Origin of the sequence: Sulfoacidibacillus ferrooxidans (assembly GCF_022606465.1) — a bacterium.
GTDB classification, from domain to species: domain Bacteria; phylum Bacillota; class Bacilli; order Alicyclobacillales; family SLC66; genus Sulfoacidibacillus; species Sulfoacidibacillus ferrooxidans.
Genome location: NZ_JALBUF010000009.1, coordinates 1 through 19,860, shown reverse-complemented (window position 1 = coordinate 19,860; position 19,860 = coordinate 1). Strand labels below are relative to the sequence as shown.

Annotated in this window: 23 protein-coding genes; 22 read left to right on the top strand and 1 reads right to left on the bottom strand. The window is 44.1% G+C overall.

Annotation, left to right across the window (positions count from 1 at the left end):
- Window positions 1-33: 33 nt before the first annotated feature.
- Window positions 34-168, bottom strand: coding sequence for a hypothetical protein (locus tag MM817_RS17005; RefSeq protein WP_272879955.1), 135 nt, complete (start codon window positions 166-168; stop codon window positions 34-36).
- 513 nt (window positions 169-681) lie between these two features.
- Here MM817_RS17005 and rsmD point away from each other — a divergent pair.
- The 22 genes from rsmD to trmD all read left to right on the top strand — a co-directional run bounded on the left by rsmD (window position 682) and on the right by trmD (window position 19,107).
- The gene (gene rsmD / locus MM817_RS12175) at window positions 682-1,248 is read left to right on the top strand and encodes a 16S rRNA (guanine(966)-N(2))-methyltransferase RsmD (RefSeq protein WP_336605175.1); all 567 of its coding nucleotides are present in this window, start codon (window positions 682-684) and stop codon (window positions 1,246-1,248) included.
- Window positions 1,249-1,276: 28 nt separating this feature from the next.
- Window positions 1,277-1,753: a pantetheine-phosphate adenylyltransferase gene (gene coaD, locus MM817_RS12170; RefSeq protein WP_241715565.1), complete on the top strand. Its 477-nt coding sequence runs from the start codon at window positions 1,277-1,279 to the stop codon at window positions 1,751-1,753.
- Window positions 1,754-1,775: 22 nt separating this feature from the next.
- Complete coding sequence (locus tag MM817_RS12165; RefSeq protein WP_241715563.1) at window positions 1,776-2,564, top strand: patatin-like phospholipase family protein; 789 nt, start codon at window positions 1,776-1,778, stop codon at window positions 2,562-2,564.
- A 1-nt stretch (window position 2,565) separates the two neighbouring features.
- Window positions 2,566-3,639 carry a SepM family pheromone-processing serine protease gene (locus MM817_RS12160; RefSeq protein ID WP_241715561.1) on the top strand — a complete coding sequence of 358 codons (1,074 nt, stop codon included), beginning with the start codon at window positions 2,566-2,568 and terminating at the stop codon, window positions 3,637-3,639.
- An 81-nt stretch (window positions 3,640-3,720) separates the two neighbouring features.
- Entirely contained in the window at window positions 3,721-4,239 is a 519-nt protein-coding gene (locus tag MM817_RS12155) for a YceD family protein (protein WP_241715559.1), read from the top strand.
- 37 nt (window positions 4,240-4,276) lie between these two features.
- On the top strand, window positions 4,277-4,456 hold the full coding sequence (gene rpmF, locus MM817_RS12150; protein ID WP_241715558.1) for a 50S ribosomal protein L32: 180 nt from the start codon (window positions 4,277-4,279) through the stop codon (window positions 4,454-4,456).
- A gap of 127 nt (window positions 4,457-4,583) precedes the next feature.
- A complete protein-coding gene (gene fapR, locus MM817_RS12145) occupies window positions 4,584-5,177 on the top strand; it encodes a transcription factor FapR (protein WP_336605174.1) in 594 nt (197 codons plus the stop codon).
- Window positions 5,161-6,144 (top strand): phosphate acyltransferase PlsX, encoded by a 984-nt coding sequence (plsX, locus tag MM817_RS12140; RefSeq protein WP_241715537.1) that lies wholly within the window; start codon window positions 5,161-5,163, stop codon window positions 6,142-6,144. Before fapR ends, plsX begins: the two co-directional genes overlap by 17 nt.
- Before the next feature lie 69 nt (window positions 6,145-6,213).
- Window positions 6,214-7,170: an ACP S-malonyltransferase gene (gene fabD, locus MM817_RS12135; protein WP_241715534.1), complete on the top strand. Its 957-nt coding sequence runs from the start codon at window positions 6,214-6,216 to the stop codon at window positions 7,168-7,170.
- A complete protein-coding gene (gene fabG / locus MM817_RS12130) occupies window positions 7,167-7,916 on the top strand; it encodes a 3-oxoacyl-[acyl-carrier-protein] reductase (protein ID WP_241715532.1) in 750 nt (249 codons plus the stop codon). The genes fabD and fabG overlap by 4 nt, the downstream gene beginning before the upstream one ends.
- A 24-nt stretch (window positions 7,917-7,940) precedes the next feature.
- Window positions 7,941-8,174 (top strand): acyl carrier protein, encoded by a 234-nt coding sequence (locus tag MM817_RS12125; protein WP_241715530.1) that lies wholly within the window; start codon window positions 7,941-7,943, stop codon window positions 8,172-8,174.
- 74 nt (window positions 8,175-8,248) lie between these two features.
- A complete protein-coding gene (fabF, locus tag MM817_RS12120) occupies window positions 8,249-9,487 on the top strand; it encodes a beta-ketoacyl-ACP synthase II (RefSeq protein ID WP_241715528.1) in 1,239 nt (412 codons plus the stop codon).
- Between the two features lie 12 nt (window positions 9,488-9,499).
- Window positions 9,500-10,183, top strand: a complete 684-nt coding sequence (rnc, locus tag MM817_RS12115; RefSeq protein WP_241715526.1) for a ribonuclease III — start codon at window positions 9,500-9,502, stop codon at window positions 10,181-10,183.
- A gap of 80 nt (window positions 10,184-10,263) precedes the next feature.
- Window positions 10,264-13,836, top strand: a complete 3,573-nt coding sequence (smc, locus tag MM817_RS12110) for a chromosome segregation protein SMC (protein ID WP_241715524.1) — start codon at window positions 10,264-10,266, stop codon at window positions 13,834-13,836.
- A gap of 36 nt (window positions 13,837-13,872) precedes the next feature.
- Window positions 13,873-14,823, top strand: a complete 951-nt coding sequence (gene ftsY / locus MM817_RS12105) for a signal recognition particle-docking protein FtsY (protein WP_241715522.1) — start codon at window positions 13,873-13,875, stop codon at window positions 14,821-14,823.
- 65 nt (window positions 14,824-14,888) lie between these two features.
- Window positions 14,889-15,224, top strand: a complete 336-nt coding sequence (gene ylxM / locus MM817_RS12100) for a YlxM family DNA-binding protein (protein WP_241715520.1) — start codon at window positions 14,889-14,891, stop codon at window positions 15,222-15,224.
- 25 nt (window positions 15,225-15,249) lie between these two features.
- The gene (gene ffh, locus MM817_RS12095) at window positions 15,250-16,650 is read left to right on the top strand and encodes a signal recognition particle protein (RefSeq protein WP_241715518.1); all 1,401 of its coding nucleotides are present in this window, start codon (window positions 15,250-15,252) and stop codon (window positions 16,648-16,650) included.
- Between the two features lie 42 nt (window positions 16,651-16,692).
- Complete coding sequence (gene rpsP / locus MM817_RS12090) at window positions 16,693-16,965, top strand: 30S ribosomal protein S16 (RefSeq protein WP_241715516.1); 273 nt, start codon at window positions 16,693-16,695, stop codon at window positions 16,963-16,965.
- Between the two features lie 47 nt (window positions 16,966-17,012).
- Window positions 17,013-17,240, top strand: coding sequence for a KH domain-containing protein (locus MM817_RS12085; protein ID WP_241715507.1), 228 nt, complete (start codon window positions 17,013-17,015; stop codon window positions 17,238-17,240).
- Window positions 17,241-17,372: 132 nt separating this feature from the next.
- Window positions 17,373-17,795, top strand: coding sequence for a YlqD family protein (locus tag MM817_RS12080; RefSeq protein WP_241715505.1), 423 nt, complete (start codon window positions 17,373-17,375; stop codon window positions 17,793-17,795).
- A gap of 44 nt (window positions 17,796-17,839) precedes the next feature.
- Window positions 17,840-18,343, top strand: a complete 504-nt coding sequence (rimM, locus tag MM817_RS12075) for a ribosome maturation factor RimM (RefSeq protein WP_241715503.1) — start codon at window positions 17,840-17,842, stop codon at window positions 18,341-18,343.
- Between the two features lie 17 nt (window positions 18,344-18,360).
- Window positions 18,361-19,107: a tRNA (guanosine(37)-N1)-methyltransferase TrmD gene (trmD, locus tag MM817_RS12070; protein ID WP_241715492.1), complete on the top strand. Its 747-nt coding sequence runs from the start codon at window positions 18,361-18,363 to the stop codon at window positions 19,105-19,107.
- Window positions 19,108-19,860: the final 753 nt, after the last annotated feature.

Sequence of the window (19,860 nt, the reverse complement as noted above, 5' to 3'; positions counted from 1 at the left end):
TCCATCTCCTGCTGTCTTGAAGAGCTTTAAAATCTAGTAGACTGCGCCAGGTGCCATAGCTGCTGCGCCTGTGTTGTAACCAGCGTAACCTGGTACAAGTAAGAAGAATAGAACGAAGATAATTAAGAATACAACTGCCCATCTTGTATATCCGCCAAATGTGCCCATGTTAAAAAACCTCCTTAGTATGGTTGGAAATTTTTTTAAAGCATGTTACTTAGTACACTGGAACTGTTGTGCATTGGGTAGTATAGGTTGGGATGAGCAGGAAGAAAAGCACAAAAATGATTAGAAAAACAACTGCCCATCTTGTGTATCCACCGAATGTTTCCATGTTGACCTGACCTCCTTTTCTGTCTGATCACCACATGAGTATAGAATGCAGGGACAAGATACTTTGTAAGGGCGTATGTCTTTGGTTATGAAAATAAAAAACCCCTCTCGCCCGGGTACGCGAGAGGGGTTGCCTGATGCGGCCTTTATGTAATACTCCGCATTCGGCTACTGGGAGAGGAGAAACCGGAAGAGAGTGCATTTGACTGACTCTCTCTGGTTGCCTATGCGACGTTTGGCGTCGCTATCCCATATTGTGGTCAATGTAAAAGGTCTTTATACAAAAAACACGTTGTTTTTTTTCATTTGAGACGAGTAAATTTAATGTGTTAAAGTAGGATGAAGAAGGTGATAAGTATGCGTGTAATTGCTGGTGATTTGAGGGGGCGTACCATACACGCACCGAAGGGCACAGCAACGAGACCTACAACAGACCGCGTTCGTGAAGCCATTTTTTCAATGATTGGACCCTTTTTTCATGGTGGGATATGCCTTGATCTATTTGCTGGATCTGGTGCACTTGGCATAGAGGCGATTAGTCGTGGGATGGATAAGAGCATATTTGTTGACATTTCTAGTAGTGAAACCATTGATGACAACGTAAAAAAACTTGGCATCGATAAGCAGGCACAGGTGTATGCCCTTTCTTATTCAAAGGCAATACAGAGAATAGCACGTATAGGACTGCAAGTGACGGTGGTGTTTCTTGACCCTCCTTATCAGTTGGGTGTACTTGAAGATGCTTTGCGTTCTCTTGTAGTAGCAAAAATTTTATCTCCGCACGCTGTACTCGTTGCAGAAATGGATCAAAAAACAATGACTCCAGATATCTTGTCACTGCATGTGCGTAAAGAGGTTCGGTACGGATCAACAAAAGTGGTGATTTATGATTATGACGCGTCTATTGATGAGTAACAACGACTTTGATCTGAGGTGATGATTGATGCGTACAGCTGTCTATGCAGGGAGCTTTGATCCACTCACAAATGGACATGTAGACTTAATTGAACGTGCTGCCTCTCTGTTTGATATGTGTATCGTTGCAGTGCTTGTCAATGTAAAAAAACAGGCTTTATTTAATCCTATGGAACGTATAGAACTCATTCGAGAAGCTACGCAGCATCTAAAAAACATACAGGTTGACCAATTTCCTGGGTTACTGGTGGATTATTTGAAGACTCAGCAAGTACATATTGTTGTGCGTGGAGTACGCACATTCGTAGACTTTGAGACTGAAATGCAATTGGCTGCGTTAAATAAAGATTTACTTCAAAGTGTAGAAACCATTTTTCTACCTGCAAGCCGTGAGTTTGCACATGTGAGTTCAAGTATGATCAAGGAAATTGCAAGCTATCATGGTGATGTCAGTGCATTTGTACCACATCATGTGGCAAAAGCACTCAGCAGAAAGTATGCATAGAGGCGGTAAAGGAGATGAGCGCGTGCAAGATCGTCTGCATATTGGACTAGCACTTGGTAGCGGAGGCACCCGCGGATTCGCTCATATCGGAGTGTTACAAGTTCTTGAAGAAGCAGGGATTGAGGTTGAGGCGATTGCGGGTTCGAGTATGGGTAGCTTAATTGCCTCTGTATACGCTACAGGAGCACCTATTGATCGAATGGAGCAGTTGGCACTGCATTTACCTTTAAAACGATGGGTTGATGTGACGGTGCCAAAGTTAGGACTGGTAGCTGGCCGACGCTTTCATGAATTGATCAAATTATTAACCAAAAACATGGATTTCTCAGATACATCGATTCCTTTAGCCGTCGTGGCGACTGATATTGAGCTTGGTGAGCGCGTCATATTTACGAGTGGTGCCATTCACGATGCGGTGAGGGCAAGTATTGGCATTCCCGGTATTTTTGTGCCTCATCGAATAGGTGATCGCATGCTTGTCGATGGAGGGGTAATTGAGCGAGTACCCATACAAGCAGTGCGCGATCTTGGCGCGGATTTTGTTGTTGCTATAGATGTCGGGTTATTTGAACGTTTACCTCCTGTGAAAAATACCTGGGATGTGATTGTGCAAACTATGGATATTATGGAGCGTGAAGTTTTTCGCAATCGCATCTTACACGCTGATTTTGTGGTTCGTCCTAAACTCGATTTAATGAGTTCCATTTCTTTCACAGGGGTTAGTCAAGCGATTGATGTAGGTCGTCAAGCGATGAAAGCCGCGTTGCCAGAGCTTTTATTAACACTGCAAACAAAGCGAGGTGTGTCGTAAATTGGGATCGGATAGAACGCTTCGATTTAAATCACGTAAACGTTGGCCCCTTTTTACTGGGGTGATCGTATTGGCGATCGTGCTCATTCTTATGAACTTCATCTCACTACCCTATTACATTTATTCGCCAGGTGAGGCGTTGCCATTACAATCGATGATTAGCGTAAAGGGTGGCCATAAACCAGCTAAAGGCGAATTTATGATGACGACTGTATATGTTGTGTATGCGTCCAATATATACAATTTTTTGTATGGACTCATGTTGCCGCATCATCAAATATTACCGGCCCCTACGGTCAATGGAGGATTGACCAATACAGAATACAATCAACTAGAAGCATACATGATGACATCGGCACACCAAGGTGCGGAAATCGCAGCCTTACATTACTTACACAAGCCTATTTCAGTCACTACGACGGGTGTCATGGTACTATCAGTACAACGTGGAACAGCGGCATACGGACATCTTTTCCCAGGTGATATTATTACTGTAATGGACGGAGAGTCTTTAAAAGATCCAAATCGCATTTTAACAATATTACAACACGCCAAAGTGGGTGAACGAGTGTCGCTTACGGTGATTCGCCAAGGACACATCAAACATCTACTTTTGCATCTTATGGCGCTACCTCCCTTACCGGGTCATCACCACGAACGACCTGGACTGGGTATTTTTCTGGCACCTGCGCAAGTCGTACATACTCCTATTCACATTGTCATTCATAGTGGTGATATTGACGGCCCTTCTGCGGGGTTGATGTTCACATTAGAAATCATTAATCAACTGGGTTCGGTGAATTTAACGCGGGGATATCGCATTGCCGGTACAGGAACGATGAGCGCAGACGGAACAGTTGGTCAAATTGGCGGCGCAGCTCATAAAATTATTGCTGCATCGAATGCAGGTGCAAATTATTTCTTTGTTCCGGCAGACACAGCTGCAGGAGATACAAACGCTTTGCATGCAGAAGAGGAAGCAAAAAAAATTGGTACAAAAATGAAAGTTGTGCCTGTCAGTTCTCTGCAACAAGCTATTTCCTTTTTAATGTCACTTCCACCAAAGACATCTTAACGGTGATAAAGCAACAGATGTTTGACAGGTTGTATTTGACTAGGTATACTATGACATGTTGTGATCGGGGTGACAGAGATCGTGAAGGTGTTATGGACTTCTGCCACGAAGCTAGGTGGAGCAGCCTTTTCGGGCACGTTGGACGATATGTCGTTGTTTCGTGATGAAAAAGATGTTGTTCATATTGCGCCACTTCAGGTTCAAGGCATAGCTTCAGTGACGATGCCAAACATTTGCGAAGTGAACGGTACCGCTTCAACGGATGTAACGTACCGATGTGTTCGTTGTCTGACAGAATGTACACGATCGTTAGATATAGTGATTCATGAGGTGTTATCAAGAACTCCGCTTACTGCAGCGCAAGAAGAAGCTGATGTTTTTTATGCGCCCGAGGAAACGATTGATCTTGAGCCGCTGATTGAGCAGGCACTTGTTTTAGCTATTGAGGTGCAGCCTCTCTGTCGTGATGATTGTCGGGGCTTGTGTTCGGAATGCGGGACTGATTTGAACGTTTCGACTTGTGTATGCCACGTGCAACAGGTGGATCCACGCTTGCAAGCTCTATCTCGGTTTTATGATGTATCAAAAACTGAAGAGTGATCGATGCAGGTGTGTTTTGGAATGGAGGTGTTCGCAGATGGCAGTACCGCAGCATCGAGCGTCGAAGACAAGAAAAAGATTGCGTAGAACGCATTTTAAATTGTCAGTGCCGGGTATGGTTGAATGCCCGCAATGTCATGAATTTAAACTGTCTCATCGCGTGTGTCCAAACTGTGGAATGTATAATAAACGCCAAGTATTGGAGAAACGTGCATAGAGGCCAAGAGGGTCGGGGCGCTTTGCGTCCAGGGCGCTCTTTTTTTATCTAACAGTACATAACATGAATGTTTCTAATGTGATATACGATGGTAGTAGATCGTGTAAGTAAAAGAGGTGGCTCTGACGTGGCAAAAGTGAGTAGGCGAGCGCGACAAGAGCGACTCGTAGAAACGTTAGAGCGGGAGCCGTTTTTGACTGATGAGCAACTTGCCTCTCGCTTTGATGTCAGTGTACAGACCATTCGTCTAGATCGCTTAGCACTTGGCATTAAGGAATTGCGTGAACGCATAAAGGGAGTGGCTGAGTCTCGGTATCCACACGTGCGATCACTTGCTCCAAATGAAGTATTTGGAGATATTGTAGAATTGGATCTCGGCGTACATGGATTGTCGATATGGCGAGCTGATGAAGAACATGCTTTTTCTCGCTCACAGATCGTCCGTGGGCATTATCTTTTTGCACAAGCAAACTCCCTGGCTGTCGCTATTGTAGATGCGGATCAAGCGCTAACAGCAAGAGCGGTTGTGAAGTTTATGCGTTCTGTTCAAGCGGGGTCCTATATGATTGCACACGCACATGTCAAGGGTGAACGGCATGGCTATATACGAGTCAATGTAAGAACGACAGTAGATCAAAAAGATGTTTTTATAGCAGATTTCTTAATTATGCGCAAAGGCTTAGACATGACAGGGGGAAGTACCGGTGAGAATCGCGATTGACGCTATGGGTGGAGATCATGCGCCGAATGCACCTGTTCTTGGCACAATACAAGCTGCTCGCGACTTGCCTGATGTAGAATTTATCTTAGTTGGTAGAGATGCTGAGATACGGGTAATTACGAGTGAATTTCCGCCAAATGTAACGATTGTTCACGCAGAAGATGTGATTGCTCCAAATGCAGAACCTGTTAAATCTGTTCGTAAACAAAAAGATTCCTCACTTGTTGTGTGTACTACAATGGTTCGTGATGGTACTGCTGATGCGATGGTTTCTGCAGGAAATACAGGTGCTTTTATGGTTGCTGGTTTATTTGTGGTTGGACGCATGGAGGGGATTGAACGACCTGCTCTGGCAGCCATGATGCCAACATTTAAAGGTCAAGGCGTCTTGTTAATGGATGCAGGTGCCAATACGGATTCGACGGCTAAAAATCTTGTTCAGTGGGCGCACATGGGACAAGCATATATGCGGTTAACGCATGGATTATCCCATGTGCGCGTCGGACTTTTAAATATCGGGTCAGAACCTGGTAAAGGAAACGAACTATCGAAAGTAGCATACGAATTATTGGAACACGATTGTTCCCATTTTGTGGGGAATGTCGAAGCGCGCGAACTTCTAAATGGCGCATGTGACGTTGTTGTATGTGACGGATTTGTGGGGAATGTGTTAGTTAAATTTTACGAAGGAGCAGGAATGGGATTTCTCGAATCTCTCAAACACATTTTTTTTGCAAATCCTCTTACAAAACTTGCAGCTCTTTCGATGCGTAGTGGATTAAAAGCATTTAAGAAGCGCTTTGACTATGCAGAATATGGTGGGGGTCCATTTTTGGGCGTGCGTGGTGTGCTAGTTAAAGCACATGGCTCTTCTAATCCAAGAGCGTTTGAGATGGCCGTGCGACATGCCTACAACATGCAACATAGCGGTTTAATTCAAGATCTTGAACAATCCATACATGGGTAGAGTAGTTGGTAAAGGCATCTTACATCCATTTCTTTGTATGATCGGATATCGTATAGGGTGGTGAGACAGTTGGGGGTAGCATTTGTTTTTCCCGGTCAAGGTGCACAGTACGTTGGCATGGGGAAGGAATTGATGGAGCATTCGAGTGAGGCGAAAGATATCATCACGCAAGCAGATGAGGCACTTGGTTTTTCACTTAGTAAAGTGATGTTTGAAGGCCCAGATTCTGATTTGCGTTTGACTTATTATACGCAACCGGCTTTATTGACGGTAAGCATTGCTTGTTTGCGAGCACTCCAGGCGCAAGTAGACATCTCGCCTGAAGTCGTTGCAGGTCATAGCTTAGGTGAATATAGCGCACTCGTTGCCACAGGGGCACTTCCGTTTGTGGATGCGGTGCGCGTGGTCCATTTGCGTGGAAGATACATGGATGCTGCGGTCAATGCCGGGATTGGTGCCATGGCTGCATTACTAGGTGGAGATTTTGAGATGATTCAGCAACTGTGCACCGAGATTTCCGCGGCGCATGAGTTGCCTGTGGAACTTGCAAATATAAATTGTCCCGGCCAACTAGTTGCCTCAGGAGGCGCAGTTGCAGTTGAAGAATTGATCAGGCGGGCAAAAGAGGCACAAGTCAAACGTGCTATTAGACTTGACGTAAGTGGTCCGTTTCACTCGTCGCTCATGCAACCTGCTGCCGATCAGTTAAGTGACGATTTACAGCGCCAATCGTTCTCTGTACCGAGTTGTCCTATAGTCGCCAATTATTCTGCAAAACCGATGACAACCATTGACCATATGCAAGTAGCACTTGAAAAGCAAGTGGCTTCTCCAGTACTATGGGAAGCGTCAGTGCGCGAAATGATTAAACTTGGGGCGACGACCTTTATAGAACTTGGTGCGGGGACGGTTTTGTCTGGTTTGATTAAAAAAATAGATAAAAGTGTACGTCTTTTGCACGTTGAAGATATTTCTTCGCTGATGGAGACTGTAACTGCTTTGCAAAGCGAGGGGACATCGATATGAATGAATCTTTGAAAGATCGCGTAGCACTTGTTACAGGTGGATCAGGAGGAATTGGGAGAGCCGTTGTCGAAGAATTAGTGAGTGAACACGCTAAAGTGGTGATTGCTTATTCGTCCAATGTTGCTAAAGCTACTGAACTTGCAGATCGGTTGACTGCTCAAGGAGCGCAGGTAGCTATAGCGCAGGCGGATGTCTCGACTAGTGATGGAGCAAAGGCGCTCGTCGATGTGGCTGTTAAACAATTTGGTCACCTAGATATCTTAGTAAACAATGCGGGCGTGACGAAAGATGGCTTATTTTTGCGAATGAAAGAAGCAGATTTTGACATGGTTCTTTCTGTGAATCTAAAGTCTGCATTTCTATGTACGCAAGCAGCCTCGCGGCAACTACTGAGATCGCCACATGGACGCGTGATTAATATGTCGTCGGTGGTGGGTATAACAGGTAATATTGGACAGGCCAATTATGTAGCTGCAAAGGCAGGTTTGATCGGTCTTACAAAAACGCTTGCGAGGGAGCTTGCGAGTCGTGGAGTGACCGTCAATGCCATTGCACCAGGCTATATAGAAACAGATATGACGGCAGGTCTAACACCGGACATTCAGACTAAGTTGTTTGAACAGATTCCTTTGCAACGTTTGGGTCAACCACATGATGTCGCGGCATTAGTGCGATTTTTAGCTTCTGATGATGCGGCATACATAACTGGTCAAGTATTACAAGTCGACGGCGGACTTGCGATGTAATATAATTCGGGAGGAGGTGAAAGTATGTCCGATGTTTATGATCGCGTAAAGCGCATTGTGGTTGATCGTCTTGGGGTCGAAGAACCGCAAGTGACCATGGAGGCTTCCTTTAAGGATGACTTAGGCGCTGATTCTTTGGACGTGGTCGAGTTAGTCATGGAGTTAGAAGACGAGTTCGACTTAGAGATTTCTGATGAAGATGCGGAGAAGATCACCACAGTGGGCGATGTAGTAAAATATATCGAATCACGTGAGTAACTTTAGGCGTTATCGTTCATAGAAGATGAAACCCCGTGCTTTGCGCGGGGTTTCACATATAAGGAGGGCTAACGATGAGACGTGTAGTTGTCACTGGTATGGGTGCTATTACGCCAGTAGGTACTGGGGTAGAGAAGTTTTGGAACGCTCTGTTAGCTGGTCAATCAGGAGTAGGGATCATCGATCGTTTTGATGTATCTGAATATCCCACTAAAATTGCGGCGCTTGTAAAAGACTTAGATACTGATGATTATATAGACAAGCGGGACGCAAGAAAAATGGATCGATTTGTCCAATTTGCTGTTGCCGCATCTACGATGGCGATGGCACAATCAGAGTTACAAGTAACTGAAGAGTTGGCACCGCGGATCGGAGTTTATATCGGTTCAGGCATCGGTGGGTTACAGACATTAGAAGATCAACATCGTATATTGCTTGAACGTGGACCAAAGCGGGTGAGTCCCTTTTTTATTCCAATGATGATTGGGGATATGGCGTCTGGACAGGTATCCATACGCTTCGGGGCAAAAGGCCCAAATAGCGCACCCGTTTCGGCCTGCGCTACAGGTTCGAATGCTATAGGTGACGCTTTTAAGATTATTGAACGCGGTGCAGCTGATGCAATGATTTGTGGTGGAGCAGAATCGACCATTACGCCACTTTCACTTGCAGGCTTTTGTGCAGCTAAGGCACTCTCTGAACGCAATGATGATCCAGCAGGTGCTAGTCGTCCCTTTGATGCACAGCGAGATGGGTTTGTCATGGGGGAAGGTGCAGGGATTCTCGTTTTGGAAGAGTTGGAGTTTGCTAAGGCGAGACATGCAACGATTTTGGCTGAAATTGTAGGCTATGGTATGAGCGGAGACGCTTACCACTTTGTTCAACCAGCACCCGGAGGTGCAGGTGCTGCGCGTGCTATGAAAGCAGCATTAGAGGATGCACACCTGCGACCGGATCAGATTGATTATATCAATACACACGGTACTTCAACTCCCATTGGCGATGAAGTAGAATCGATTGCCATTCGTTCTGTCTTTGAACAACATGCAAGTAAACTGGCAGTTAGTTCCACGAAATCGATGACTGGGCATTTACTTGGTGCAGCAGGTGCCATTGAAGCAATTGCCTGTGTGATGGCACTACGTGATCAGATCATGCCACCTACGATTAATTATGAACATCCTGACCCACAATGTGATTTGGATTACGTACCGAATGTAGCACGGAAGCAAGAGCTACAGTATGTGATGTCTAACTCATTTGGTTTTGGTGGACATAATGCAACTTTGATTATTAAAAAATTTCAAGAATAGGGCGTAGAAAACGTGAATTCTTTGCCACTGTCTCAGCTATGTAGCAAATTAGAAGTAACTTTTTCGGATCTTACGCTATTAAAGGCTGCATTTACACACTCTTCGTTTCGCAATGAACATAAACGTGAACATATGAAGGACAATGAACGGTTAGAGTTTCTTGGTGATGCTGTTTTGGAATTATGTGTAAGTCAATATTTATTTCAAGCTTTACCTGATGCACCTGAAGGTGAGTTAACGCGGATGCGATCGACAATTGTATGTGAATCTTCTCTTGTTGCTGCAGCTCGTAATCTTGATTTCCCACGTTATCTCCGTTTGGGTAAAGGAGAAGAATTATCAGGTGGTAGAGAGCGTCCAAGTTTGGTGGCGGATGTTTTTGAGGCGTTTATTGGAGCGCTATTCTTGGATCAAGGGTTGCATGTTGTTGAACAATTCATGACGCGACACTTTTATCCGCGCATTGAGATTGTTGGTGAACGATTGCACAGAGACTATAAGACCATGCTACAAGAATACGTTCAAAAACAGAATCTAGGCGTCCTCATGTACGATATTATTGCAGAACGCGGTCCAGCACATGATCGTGAGTTTGTCGCTCAGGTTATGGTGGGTGGCACATTGTGGGGAGAAGGCGTTGGCCATTCTAAAAAAGAGGCAGAGCAAAACGCCGCTCGTAAAGCCCTCCATCGTTAGGCAAGTATGTAGCAAGTACGCGTTGTTGGAGTGCTTTTAGATCACGCCATGGCGAGACTCGCATATAGGGTGGAGTAGATATGTTTTTAAAACGGTTAGATGTTTTTGGATTCAAGTCGTTTGCAGATCGCATAGAGTTAGAAATCGCACCTGGAGTCACCGCAGTTGTAGGTCCTAATGGTAGCGGTAAAAGCAATATTTCGGATGCCATTCGGTGGGTGCTTGGTGAGCAAAGTGCACGATCGTTGCGCGGTGCGAAAATGGAAGATGTTATTTTCTCAGGTAGTCAAGCAAGAAAAGCTGTGAATTTTTGCGAAGTAACGCTCACACTCGATAATCGTGAGCGTGTTCTTCCACTTGATTACGCAGAGGTATCCGTAACTAGAAGAGTCTATCGGTCTGGAGAAAGTGAGTATCTGATCAATAAGTCTCCCTGTAGATTGAGAGACATCTCTGAATTATTTATGGATACGGGTGTGGGTCGAGAGGCGTATTCCATTATTGGACAGGGTCGTATTGAGGAGATTTTATCAAATAAATCAGATGAGCGTCGTGGAGTTTTTGAAGAGGCGGCTGGAATTGTTAAGTTTAAGTGGCGAAGGCGTGAAGCAGAACGCAAGTTAGCAGAGGCTGATCAGAATCTTCTCCGGGTACAAGATATTTTATCTGAACTAGATGGGCAAGTGTTGGCACTTGAGAAAAAAGCGGAGATTGCAAAACAGTATAAGCAAGTAGTAGGCGAAGTAGAACGGCTTCATATCATGGTACTGGCTGCGGATATTCACGATTTATCGCAAAAAAGAATGGCTATGATGGCTGAACAAGATGCATTGCAAGCAAAATTGATGTTACAGGAACAAAAAGAGGCTGAGTCTGAAAATCAGATGTCAGACATTAAAGCTCAATTTGATGACGTAGAGACTGAGTACTCTGCTTTATCGTCGGAGTTTATCGATGCTACGTCGGCTATGGAACAATGTGAAGCCAATCGACGAGTTAGTGTTGAACGTCAAGAACACATGATAGCCCAAGTAGAGTCATTGCGTGAACAACGTGTTCGAGTCATCGCTTCGCAAGCGACTTTAAAAACAAATGTGGAATTAAATGCACATCAGGTAAGTGTACTTGAACAGCAAGTGAGAACACTTCGTGAAGAAGTTCGCGTGAAACTTGATGAACAAGATGGTCAAGGTGTTATTGCTTTATTGCGTTCTAAGATAGCTGAATCTCGCGCCACTATGATTGAAGTGATGCGGCGTCAAGCGAGTGATCGCAATGAACAAAAGACTTTGTCTCAAGAGCGTACAAAGCATGTACAAAAGCTGGAGCGTTATGACAGGGATATTGTAGAATTGGACACATTGATTACACAATTACAGAAAAATGCAGAGGATCTAAATAGCGATAGACAAGCATTGGAGTTATCTTCTAAAGATGTCGCCATGCAATCTGAAGCTCTCTATGAAGAACTCTTAAAAAAGGAACAATATCTTTCGCAGCTTGGTGTTACAGCAGAACAATTGGAACGACACAAGGTCGAACTTGAGAGTCGACATCGAACGCTACAAGATTTACAGAGAGATTTAGATGGGTATGCGAGTGGACCAAAGGCCATCCTAAGATCTAAACAGCGGGCAGAGTTACAAGGGATTCACGGAGTTGTAGCCGATCTTGTACAAGTATCAAAAGAATACGAGATTGCCATTGAAATAGCGCTCGGTGGGAGTTTGCAACATGTTGTCGTTGAAACAGAAAGCGATGCGCGAGCGGCGATTGAATATCTAAAAAAGCGACAATTGGGGCGGGCAACATTTCTTCCTCTTGTAACGATTACTGGGAGGAAATTGGCTGTTCGCGACGTGCAAGCCATGTCAAACATAGATGGCTTTCTTGGAGTTGCAAGTGATCTCGTTCAAACTGATATAAAATATCAGGCGGTTATTGAATCGTTACTTGGAAATGTAGTGATTGCAAAGCAACTTGCGCAGGCCAATGTGATTGCAAAGATGATGCAATATCGCACTCGTATAGTTACAATCGCCGGAGATGTAGTAAATCCTGGTGGGTCAATGACAGGTGGTAGTATAGGCCGCAGAGGTACTGCATTACTTGGGAGAGCACGCGAAATTCAATTACTTGAAGAGCAGATGCAGGAAGTAACTGTAAAACTCGACTCCGTACAAATGAATAAAAAGAATGCTCAAGTACACGTTACAACACTTCGGGATAAACGGGAGAAGTTGCAAACGGAATTAGGTAGCCTGGTAGAGCAAGTTCGTGCTTACGATCTAAAACAAAATATGCTCATAGCCGAATGTAAAACGGTGGAGAGTAAACGGCAAGCACTTGAACAGGAACGTGAATTTGTTACTGATGAACTGAGAATTTGTGAAACTCAATTGGACGCACTTGCATCTGCTTTACAGGTGATCAGTGAAGAAGGGGCTCGCTCAGAAAGTGAATTAAAGGCGCTTGAAGATCATATGTTGCAGGAAGAAGCCAGGGTGATAGGTCATCATGATTTGCTAACTGACTTGCGAGTTTCTCTTGCAGAGCAAGAAGAGGCATTGCGAGGTGCAATTGTTGCAGGCGATCAACTTTCACTTCAACTAGATGCATTAAGGGTTGAAAGTGAGAGACTTGATGGCGAACAGCAGAAGATGATCTTGCGCATGGGAGAACTAAGTCAAGTGTTGCAGGAACAGGAGCGCTTAGCCACAGAGGCAATCGCAGCGCGAAGTGAGGTTAGTAAGCTGCTCGAATCGGTTCGTATGATTCGCACTAGTTTGCTTCAGCAGATAGAAGCGAGTGACCACTTTTCTCAAGCTATTCGAGCTGAATCTTTAAAACTTAGACAGAAAGTGCATCAGGTTGACGTTCATTTGAGTAAACTTGATGGAGAACTTGAAACTAAAACTGAAAGCCTTAGGAATGATTACGAACTTGGTTTTGAATTAGCTCAACAACGGTACCCACTTATCGAACCACTAGATGGTGCTAAAGTTCAATTAGCAGATCTGAAACGCCAATTGGATGCGCTAGGCGAAGTAAATATATTGGCTATTGAAGAATATGAGCAAGTGCGTGAACGGCAGTTGTTTTTGCAAACAGAAGCTAGTGATTTGACGCATGCTAGAGAGCAATTGCAGGCATTAATTAGCGACATCGATTTAGAAATGTCTACACGTTTTATGGAGTCGTTTGCAGATATTAGACGACACTTTCGAGAAGTCTTTGCATCGCTTTTTGAGGGTGGACAGGCAGATGTGTTCTTGCTCGATGAGGCGAATCCGCTTCAATCAGGAATTGAGATTACTGCTGAACCACCAGGGAAAAAGATGCAAACCTTATCCTTGCTTTCAGGGGGTGAGCGTGCACTTACTGCGCTAGCCTTATTATTTGCGATTCTACACGTGAAACCAGTACCTTTTTGTGTGCTAGATGAGGTTGAGGCAGCTCTTGATGAGGCGAATGTGAGTCGATTTGCAGATTACTTACAAAGCTTTGCGCGACAAACGCAGTTTGTAGTGATTACACATCGTCGTGGTACTATGGAAGCGGCAGACGTGCTGTACGGTGTGACGATGCAAGATTCTGGTGTTTCGAAATTGGTGTCAGTACGAGTTTTAGAAGAAGAAACGGCTTCTGCATAACGCCACAAAGGCGAATGATAGAAAGAGGCAAAGCACATGGGTTTTTTTGAACGCCTAAAAGATGGTTTATCAAAGACGCGGCAACGATTTACAGAACGAGTAGAAAGTGCTTTATTTCGTCGCAAAATTGATGCACAGGTGTATGAGGAATTAGAAGATGCACTTTTAGCTGCAGATATGGGCGTAGCCACATCACAATATTTACTTGAACGCATAGAAAAAGAAGCGCGTAAACAAAAGCTTAGTACTGCAGATCAATTGATTCCAGTTTTGCGGCAATTGATCGTTGATATTTTACATGAAAATCCCACAGCCATGAATATGGTAGACACAGGCCTTACAATTGTACTTTTAGTCGGTGTCAATGGTGTGGGAAAGACCACGACAATTGGCAAAATGGCACATTATTATCGCTCACAAGGTAAAAAAGTAATGCTAGCTGCGGGCGATACTTTTCGTGCAGCTGCGATTGAACAGTTAGTTGTATGGGGGGAACGAGCGGGCGTTGAGGTGATTAGGCAGACGACCGGCTCTGACGCAGCGGCAGTTATCTATGATGCGATCGCCGCGGCTCGTTCTCGGAAGGTGGACATTCTTTTTTGTGATACTGCAGGAAGATTACAAAATAAAACTCATTTAATGGCTGAATTAGAGAAAATATATCGCGTCATTACGCGCGAGATTCCCGATGCTCCACATGAAGTGTTACTCGTCTTAGATGCTACTACTGGGCAAAATGCGATTGTACAAGCTAAGTTGTTTAAGGAAATCGCTCATGTTTCTGGCATTGTGTTAACAAAGCTTGATGGTACAGCAAAAGGTGGAGTCATCATTGCGATTAACCAGGAGCTAGGGATTCCTGTGAAGTGGATTGGTATCGGTGAACAAAAGGATGATTTACAGCCTTTTTCTGCTGATGAATTTGCAAAAGCGCTATTCCCGAATGAAACATTGTCTAGTTCAGAAGAGTCCATGGATGACAAGTAATTATGCTTGACAGCTGAAGAGTAGAAGGGTAAACTAAGCCTATACTACCATGAGCGGTGAGCTATATGAGCGGGCAGTGGAACACAGTTGAAACCCATTTGCTTTTTGATTATTACGGGGCACTACTTACGGAACGACAGCAAAAGGTACTTTCTATGAGGCTCTTTGATGATCTTTCGTTAGCTGAAGTTGCGCAAGAGCTAGAGATTAGTCGCCAAGCTGTACACGATCTGGTTCATAGGACGATTGATCAGTTGCAGGGTTATGAAGAAAGACTCCACTTGATTGCAAGTGAAAGGCGACGTTTAAAGTTGCTTGATGAACTGATTGATCAGCTTAAAAGTGAGTTTCGTGTGACTGAGGAAGTAGCTGGAGTATTGCGTGAACTTATGCGGGGTTAGATAGAATAAGAGCGAGAGGTGCTATATGTTTGATACATTGACGACTCGCCTGCAAGGTGCATTTCAAAAACTGCGCGGCAAGGGGCGTTTGTCTGAAGATGACGTTAAAGACGCTTTGCGTGAGATTCGACGCGCTTTACTTGAGGCGGACGTCAACCACGTTGTTGCTAAAGATTTTATAGATCGCATAAGAGAACGCGCTGTGGGCCAAGAGATTTTACAGAGCTTATCTGCTGCACAGCAAGTCATCAAGATTGTGAACGATGAGATGACAGAGCTTATGGGTGGAGAACAGGTGAAGATCGCTCATGCGGCTAAACCTCCTACTGTGATCATGTTGGCAGGGTTGCAGGGAGCTGGTAAGACAACAGCCGCCGCGAAACTTGCTCTTCATTTAAAAAACACAGAGCATCGTCATCCATTATTGGTGGCAGCAGATATTTATCGACCTGCAGCAATTAAACAGTTACAAGTTCTCGGCGGACAAATTGGGGTATCTGTTTTTTCGCTAGGAGATCAGGTGAGTCCGCAAGATATTGCACGACAGGCCATGGATGAAGCGAGACGTGGAGGTTTTGATTACGTCTTGATTGATACGGCTGGGCGATTGCATATCGATGAGGCATTGATGCATGAGTTGCTAGATATACAAAGAGTTGCTGAACCGGATGAGATTCTTCTTGTAGTAGATGCGATGACTGGGCAAGATGCTGTCAATGTTGCACAACATTTTCATGAGCAACTTTCATTGACTGGTCTGATTATGACGAAATTAGATGGGGATACGCGTGGTGGTGCTGCCCTTAGTGTGCGGCATGTAACAGGCTGTCCCATCAAGTTTGTTGGGACAGGTGAGAAACCTGAAGCGCTAGAGCCTTTTTACCCAGATCGCATGGCGTCTCGCATTCTTGGCATGGGCGATGTGATGACTTTAATTGAACGTGCGCAAGCTACGATTGATGAAAAAGATGCGCGTGAGTTGGAAGCAAAGATTCGACGCAACGAGTTTACTCTTGAAGATTTTTTATCGCAGTTGCAACAGGTTCGCAAGTTGGGTCCACTCGACCAATTGCTTGGGATGATTCCTGGAATGGGCAAGATGAAACAATTGCAAGGTGCATCTGTAGATGAAGGGCAGATCAAAAAGATCGAAGCTATTATTTATTCGATGTCTCTCGCTGAAAGGCGTAATCCTGATCTTGTGATGAAAAGTTCCAGCCGGCGGCAAAGAATTGCAAAAGGTAGTGGCATGGAAGTTCGAGATGTGAATCAATTATTGCGCAAGTTCGATGAGATGCGTAAATTGATGAAACAGTTCTCGTCGCTTGGGAAGAATCCATCGCGCGCATTAGGTGGACTTGCTGGTCAATTTAAGGGTGGCGGTTCATCATATGGTGGTTCGCGCAAAGGAAAACGAAGGCACTAAGTGAAGAAGTATTTGTAAAATCCTTGTAAGGAGGTGAGAAAAATGGCAGTGAAGATTCGTTTGAAGCGTATGGGAGCAAAAAAATCCCCGTTTTATCGCGTGGTTGTGGCAGATGCAAGATCACCTCGCGACGGTCGTTTTGTGGAAGAAATCGGAACTTATAATCCACTAACAGATCCAGCGCAAATTAAAATAAAAGAAGATCGTGCGATCTATTGGCTACAAACTGGAGCGCAACCTTCTGATTCAGCTCGTAATTTATTGAGTCAGATTGGTATCATGAAGAAAGTTCATGAAATGCGTCAAGGTAAATAAGAACTCCGTCACATTTAATCTCGCGTCTTTTAGTGGGGGCGATTCAGGTGAAAGAACTAGTTGAACTTATCGCACGTGGATTAGTTGAACAGCCTGAGGCTGTCTCCGTGCGAGAGGTGCAAAGAGAACAAGTGACTGTATATGAAATATCCGTTTCTCCATCTGATGTTGGCAAGATTGTAGGCAAGGGGGGACGCTTGATAAAAGCGTTTCGAACATTGCTATCTACAGCGGCAATCTCGGATGGAAGACGCGTTAGTATTGAGATTGTGTAGGGGCGCTGGCGGAAACGCCGTGTCCCTATTTTAGGTTATGGTATGTGTGACCTTGTTATCAGATATGGAAGGTAGATACTTGATTTCACGCGGGAGTAGTCCCATTTTATTTGAACTAAGGAGTGTATGAGTTTGTTAACTATTAGACAACCTGTTGCTGTGAAAGTGATTTTGACTGAAGAAACAAAACAAAGTTGGTTAGCGGAATTGCGCCGTCACATTAATACAACGATTGCTGAACTCGAAGAACTTGAATTTCGTGGAAAACAAATGTTGAGGGATGCTGAAAAACAGGGTGATGGAGCTGTCCAAGCGACAGAACAACATCTAGAAAATGAACGAAATCAACGTATTACTAGACGTGAACAATTGATTCAGCAACTTACGCAGATTCAGCAAATGGATTTGAATGCGGAAGTTCCGAATGGGACGCTGGAGACAAGTGCGGATATCCGTGTTGGGGATTCGTGGGATCAAATTTTATTAGGTAGCGAGATCGTTTTAAAAGATGGTGTTGTAGTAGAGATTCGTCGTAATGGCATGAAAATTGAATAGTAGTACTCGTTATAGGAAGGTGAACTAGTCTGAGTGGGGAAACGTTGTATACTGTTGGGGTTATTGTTGGTACTCATGGACTAAAGGGAGAAGCGCGCGTATTCTCCCGCACTGACTTTCCAGAAGTCAGATTTACTAAAGGCTCAAAACTTTTACTAGTTAAACCATCGGGTGATGTGATTCCGGTTACAGTTAAGACCGGAAGACCGCAGGGACGCGTCTACGTAGTGAGTTTTCATGAATATGAAGGAATGGATGAAGTAGCTAAACTACGTGGATGTGAATTAAAAGTTGTTGAGTCAGAGTTAGTTTCTTTACCAAGTGGGCATTACTTTATCCATGAGTTAGTCGATTGTCAAGTTTATGAGAACGGCATTCTTTTGGGGATAGTGCGCGAAGTGCTAACTCCTGGAGCAAATGATGTATATGTTGTGAGGACACAGGAAGGTAAAGATATACTACTTCCTGCTATTCCTGATTGCATTTTACAAGTAGATACGAAAAACAAACGGATGGATGTTCACATCCTACCAGGATTACTGGATTAAGTCGGAGTGGAACAATAGTGAAAGTTGACGTTTTGACGTTATTCCCGGACATGTTTTATGGGGTAATAGGCTCAAGCATGATGAAGAGGGCTCAAGATCAAGGATTTGTTACAATTGATATAACTAATTTTCGTGAATTCTCGCAAGATCGCCACCATACTGTTGATGACTATCCGTTTGGTGGTGGTGCCGGTATGGTGCTAAAACCTGATCCCATCTTTCGCGCAGTTGAGTCGCTTACTATTGATGCTACCACTAAACCGCGAGTAATATTGCTAACCCCACAGGGAGTTCCGTTTACGCAAGAAAAGGCTTTGGAGTTAGCTGGAGAGCCTAGGATGATCATGATTTGTGGTCATTATGAAGGATATGACGAACGAGTCCGCGAGCATTTAGTAACGGATGAGATATCGATAGGGGATTATGTTCTCACTTCTGGAGAGCTTGCTGCAATGGTCGTTATGGATGCGGTAGTCAGACTGATTCCAGGGGTGCTAGGAAATGAAGAAAGTACCGATACGGATTCATTTTCACATGGATTGCTAGAGTTTCCCCAGTATACTCGACCAAGAGATTTTAGAGGTTGGTGTGTACCGGATATATTACTCTCAGGCCATCACAAAAATATTGCTGAGTGGCGGCATGAGCAGGCTTTGTATCGAACGTATACAAGACGTCCAGATATGATCGAAATTCTAGAATTGAGTCTCGCGGATCAACAACGCATTCGCAAATGGAAACAGGGGATCGACATTCCCAAATAAGTACCTTAATAGGCTGCGTGTGAGCGAATTGTCACTGATTCAATTTGATATGTTATGTATTAGTTTGAGTCCATCGAGCAAGTGCTAGTTTACTGTATCCCCGTGACTGCGCCAGTCGATGGACTCAACGTACCATATGCGTTTTCATAAGCACCTGTGCCTTAGAAAACGCCTTAAAAATAAAATTTCAGTACGAACTGTATTCAAAAAAGTTAACGTCTCGATGTGCATGGTCAGACTCACTATATAGTATAGTCGAGAATCGGCTTATTTTTGTGAGTTATTTTTTGATATTTATTTGTAATTTTGAATGAAATTCTGTACTGCGTAATAAGATTGAATTCCATAAAGTAGACGCTGTAATTCCCACGATATGCATCATCATGTAAACTAATTTTTCCGATGTTTGGATGAGGCGACATAATCATAGTTGAACCATAACAATGGTTATTGCATGCAATCGAGTCCATGACTACATTGATAATTACTTTAATCATTATGAGATTATGTAAGCTATTCATGGGTAATCAACAGGTTGATGATGTTGGGATTTATTTCAATGTTTTTTATCAATAAATTAGTTCTTGCAACGTTGACTTAGGCGGGTGTAAGTGGTATATTACTATCTGTCGCCACGAACGGCGGCGCGAAGAAGGCAAGCAAGTGGATCCTTGAAAACTAAATGCAACAAGAGACAAACACGCGAGCAAAGAAGTAGTAGACATGAATTAAGAGTTTGATCCTGGCTCAGGA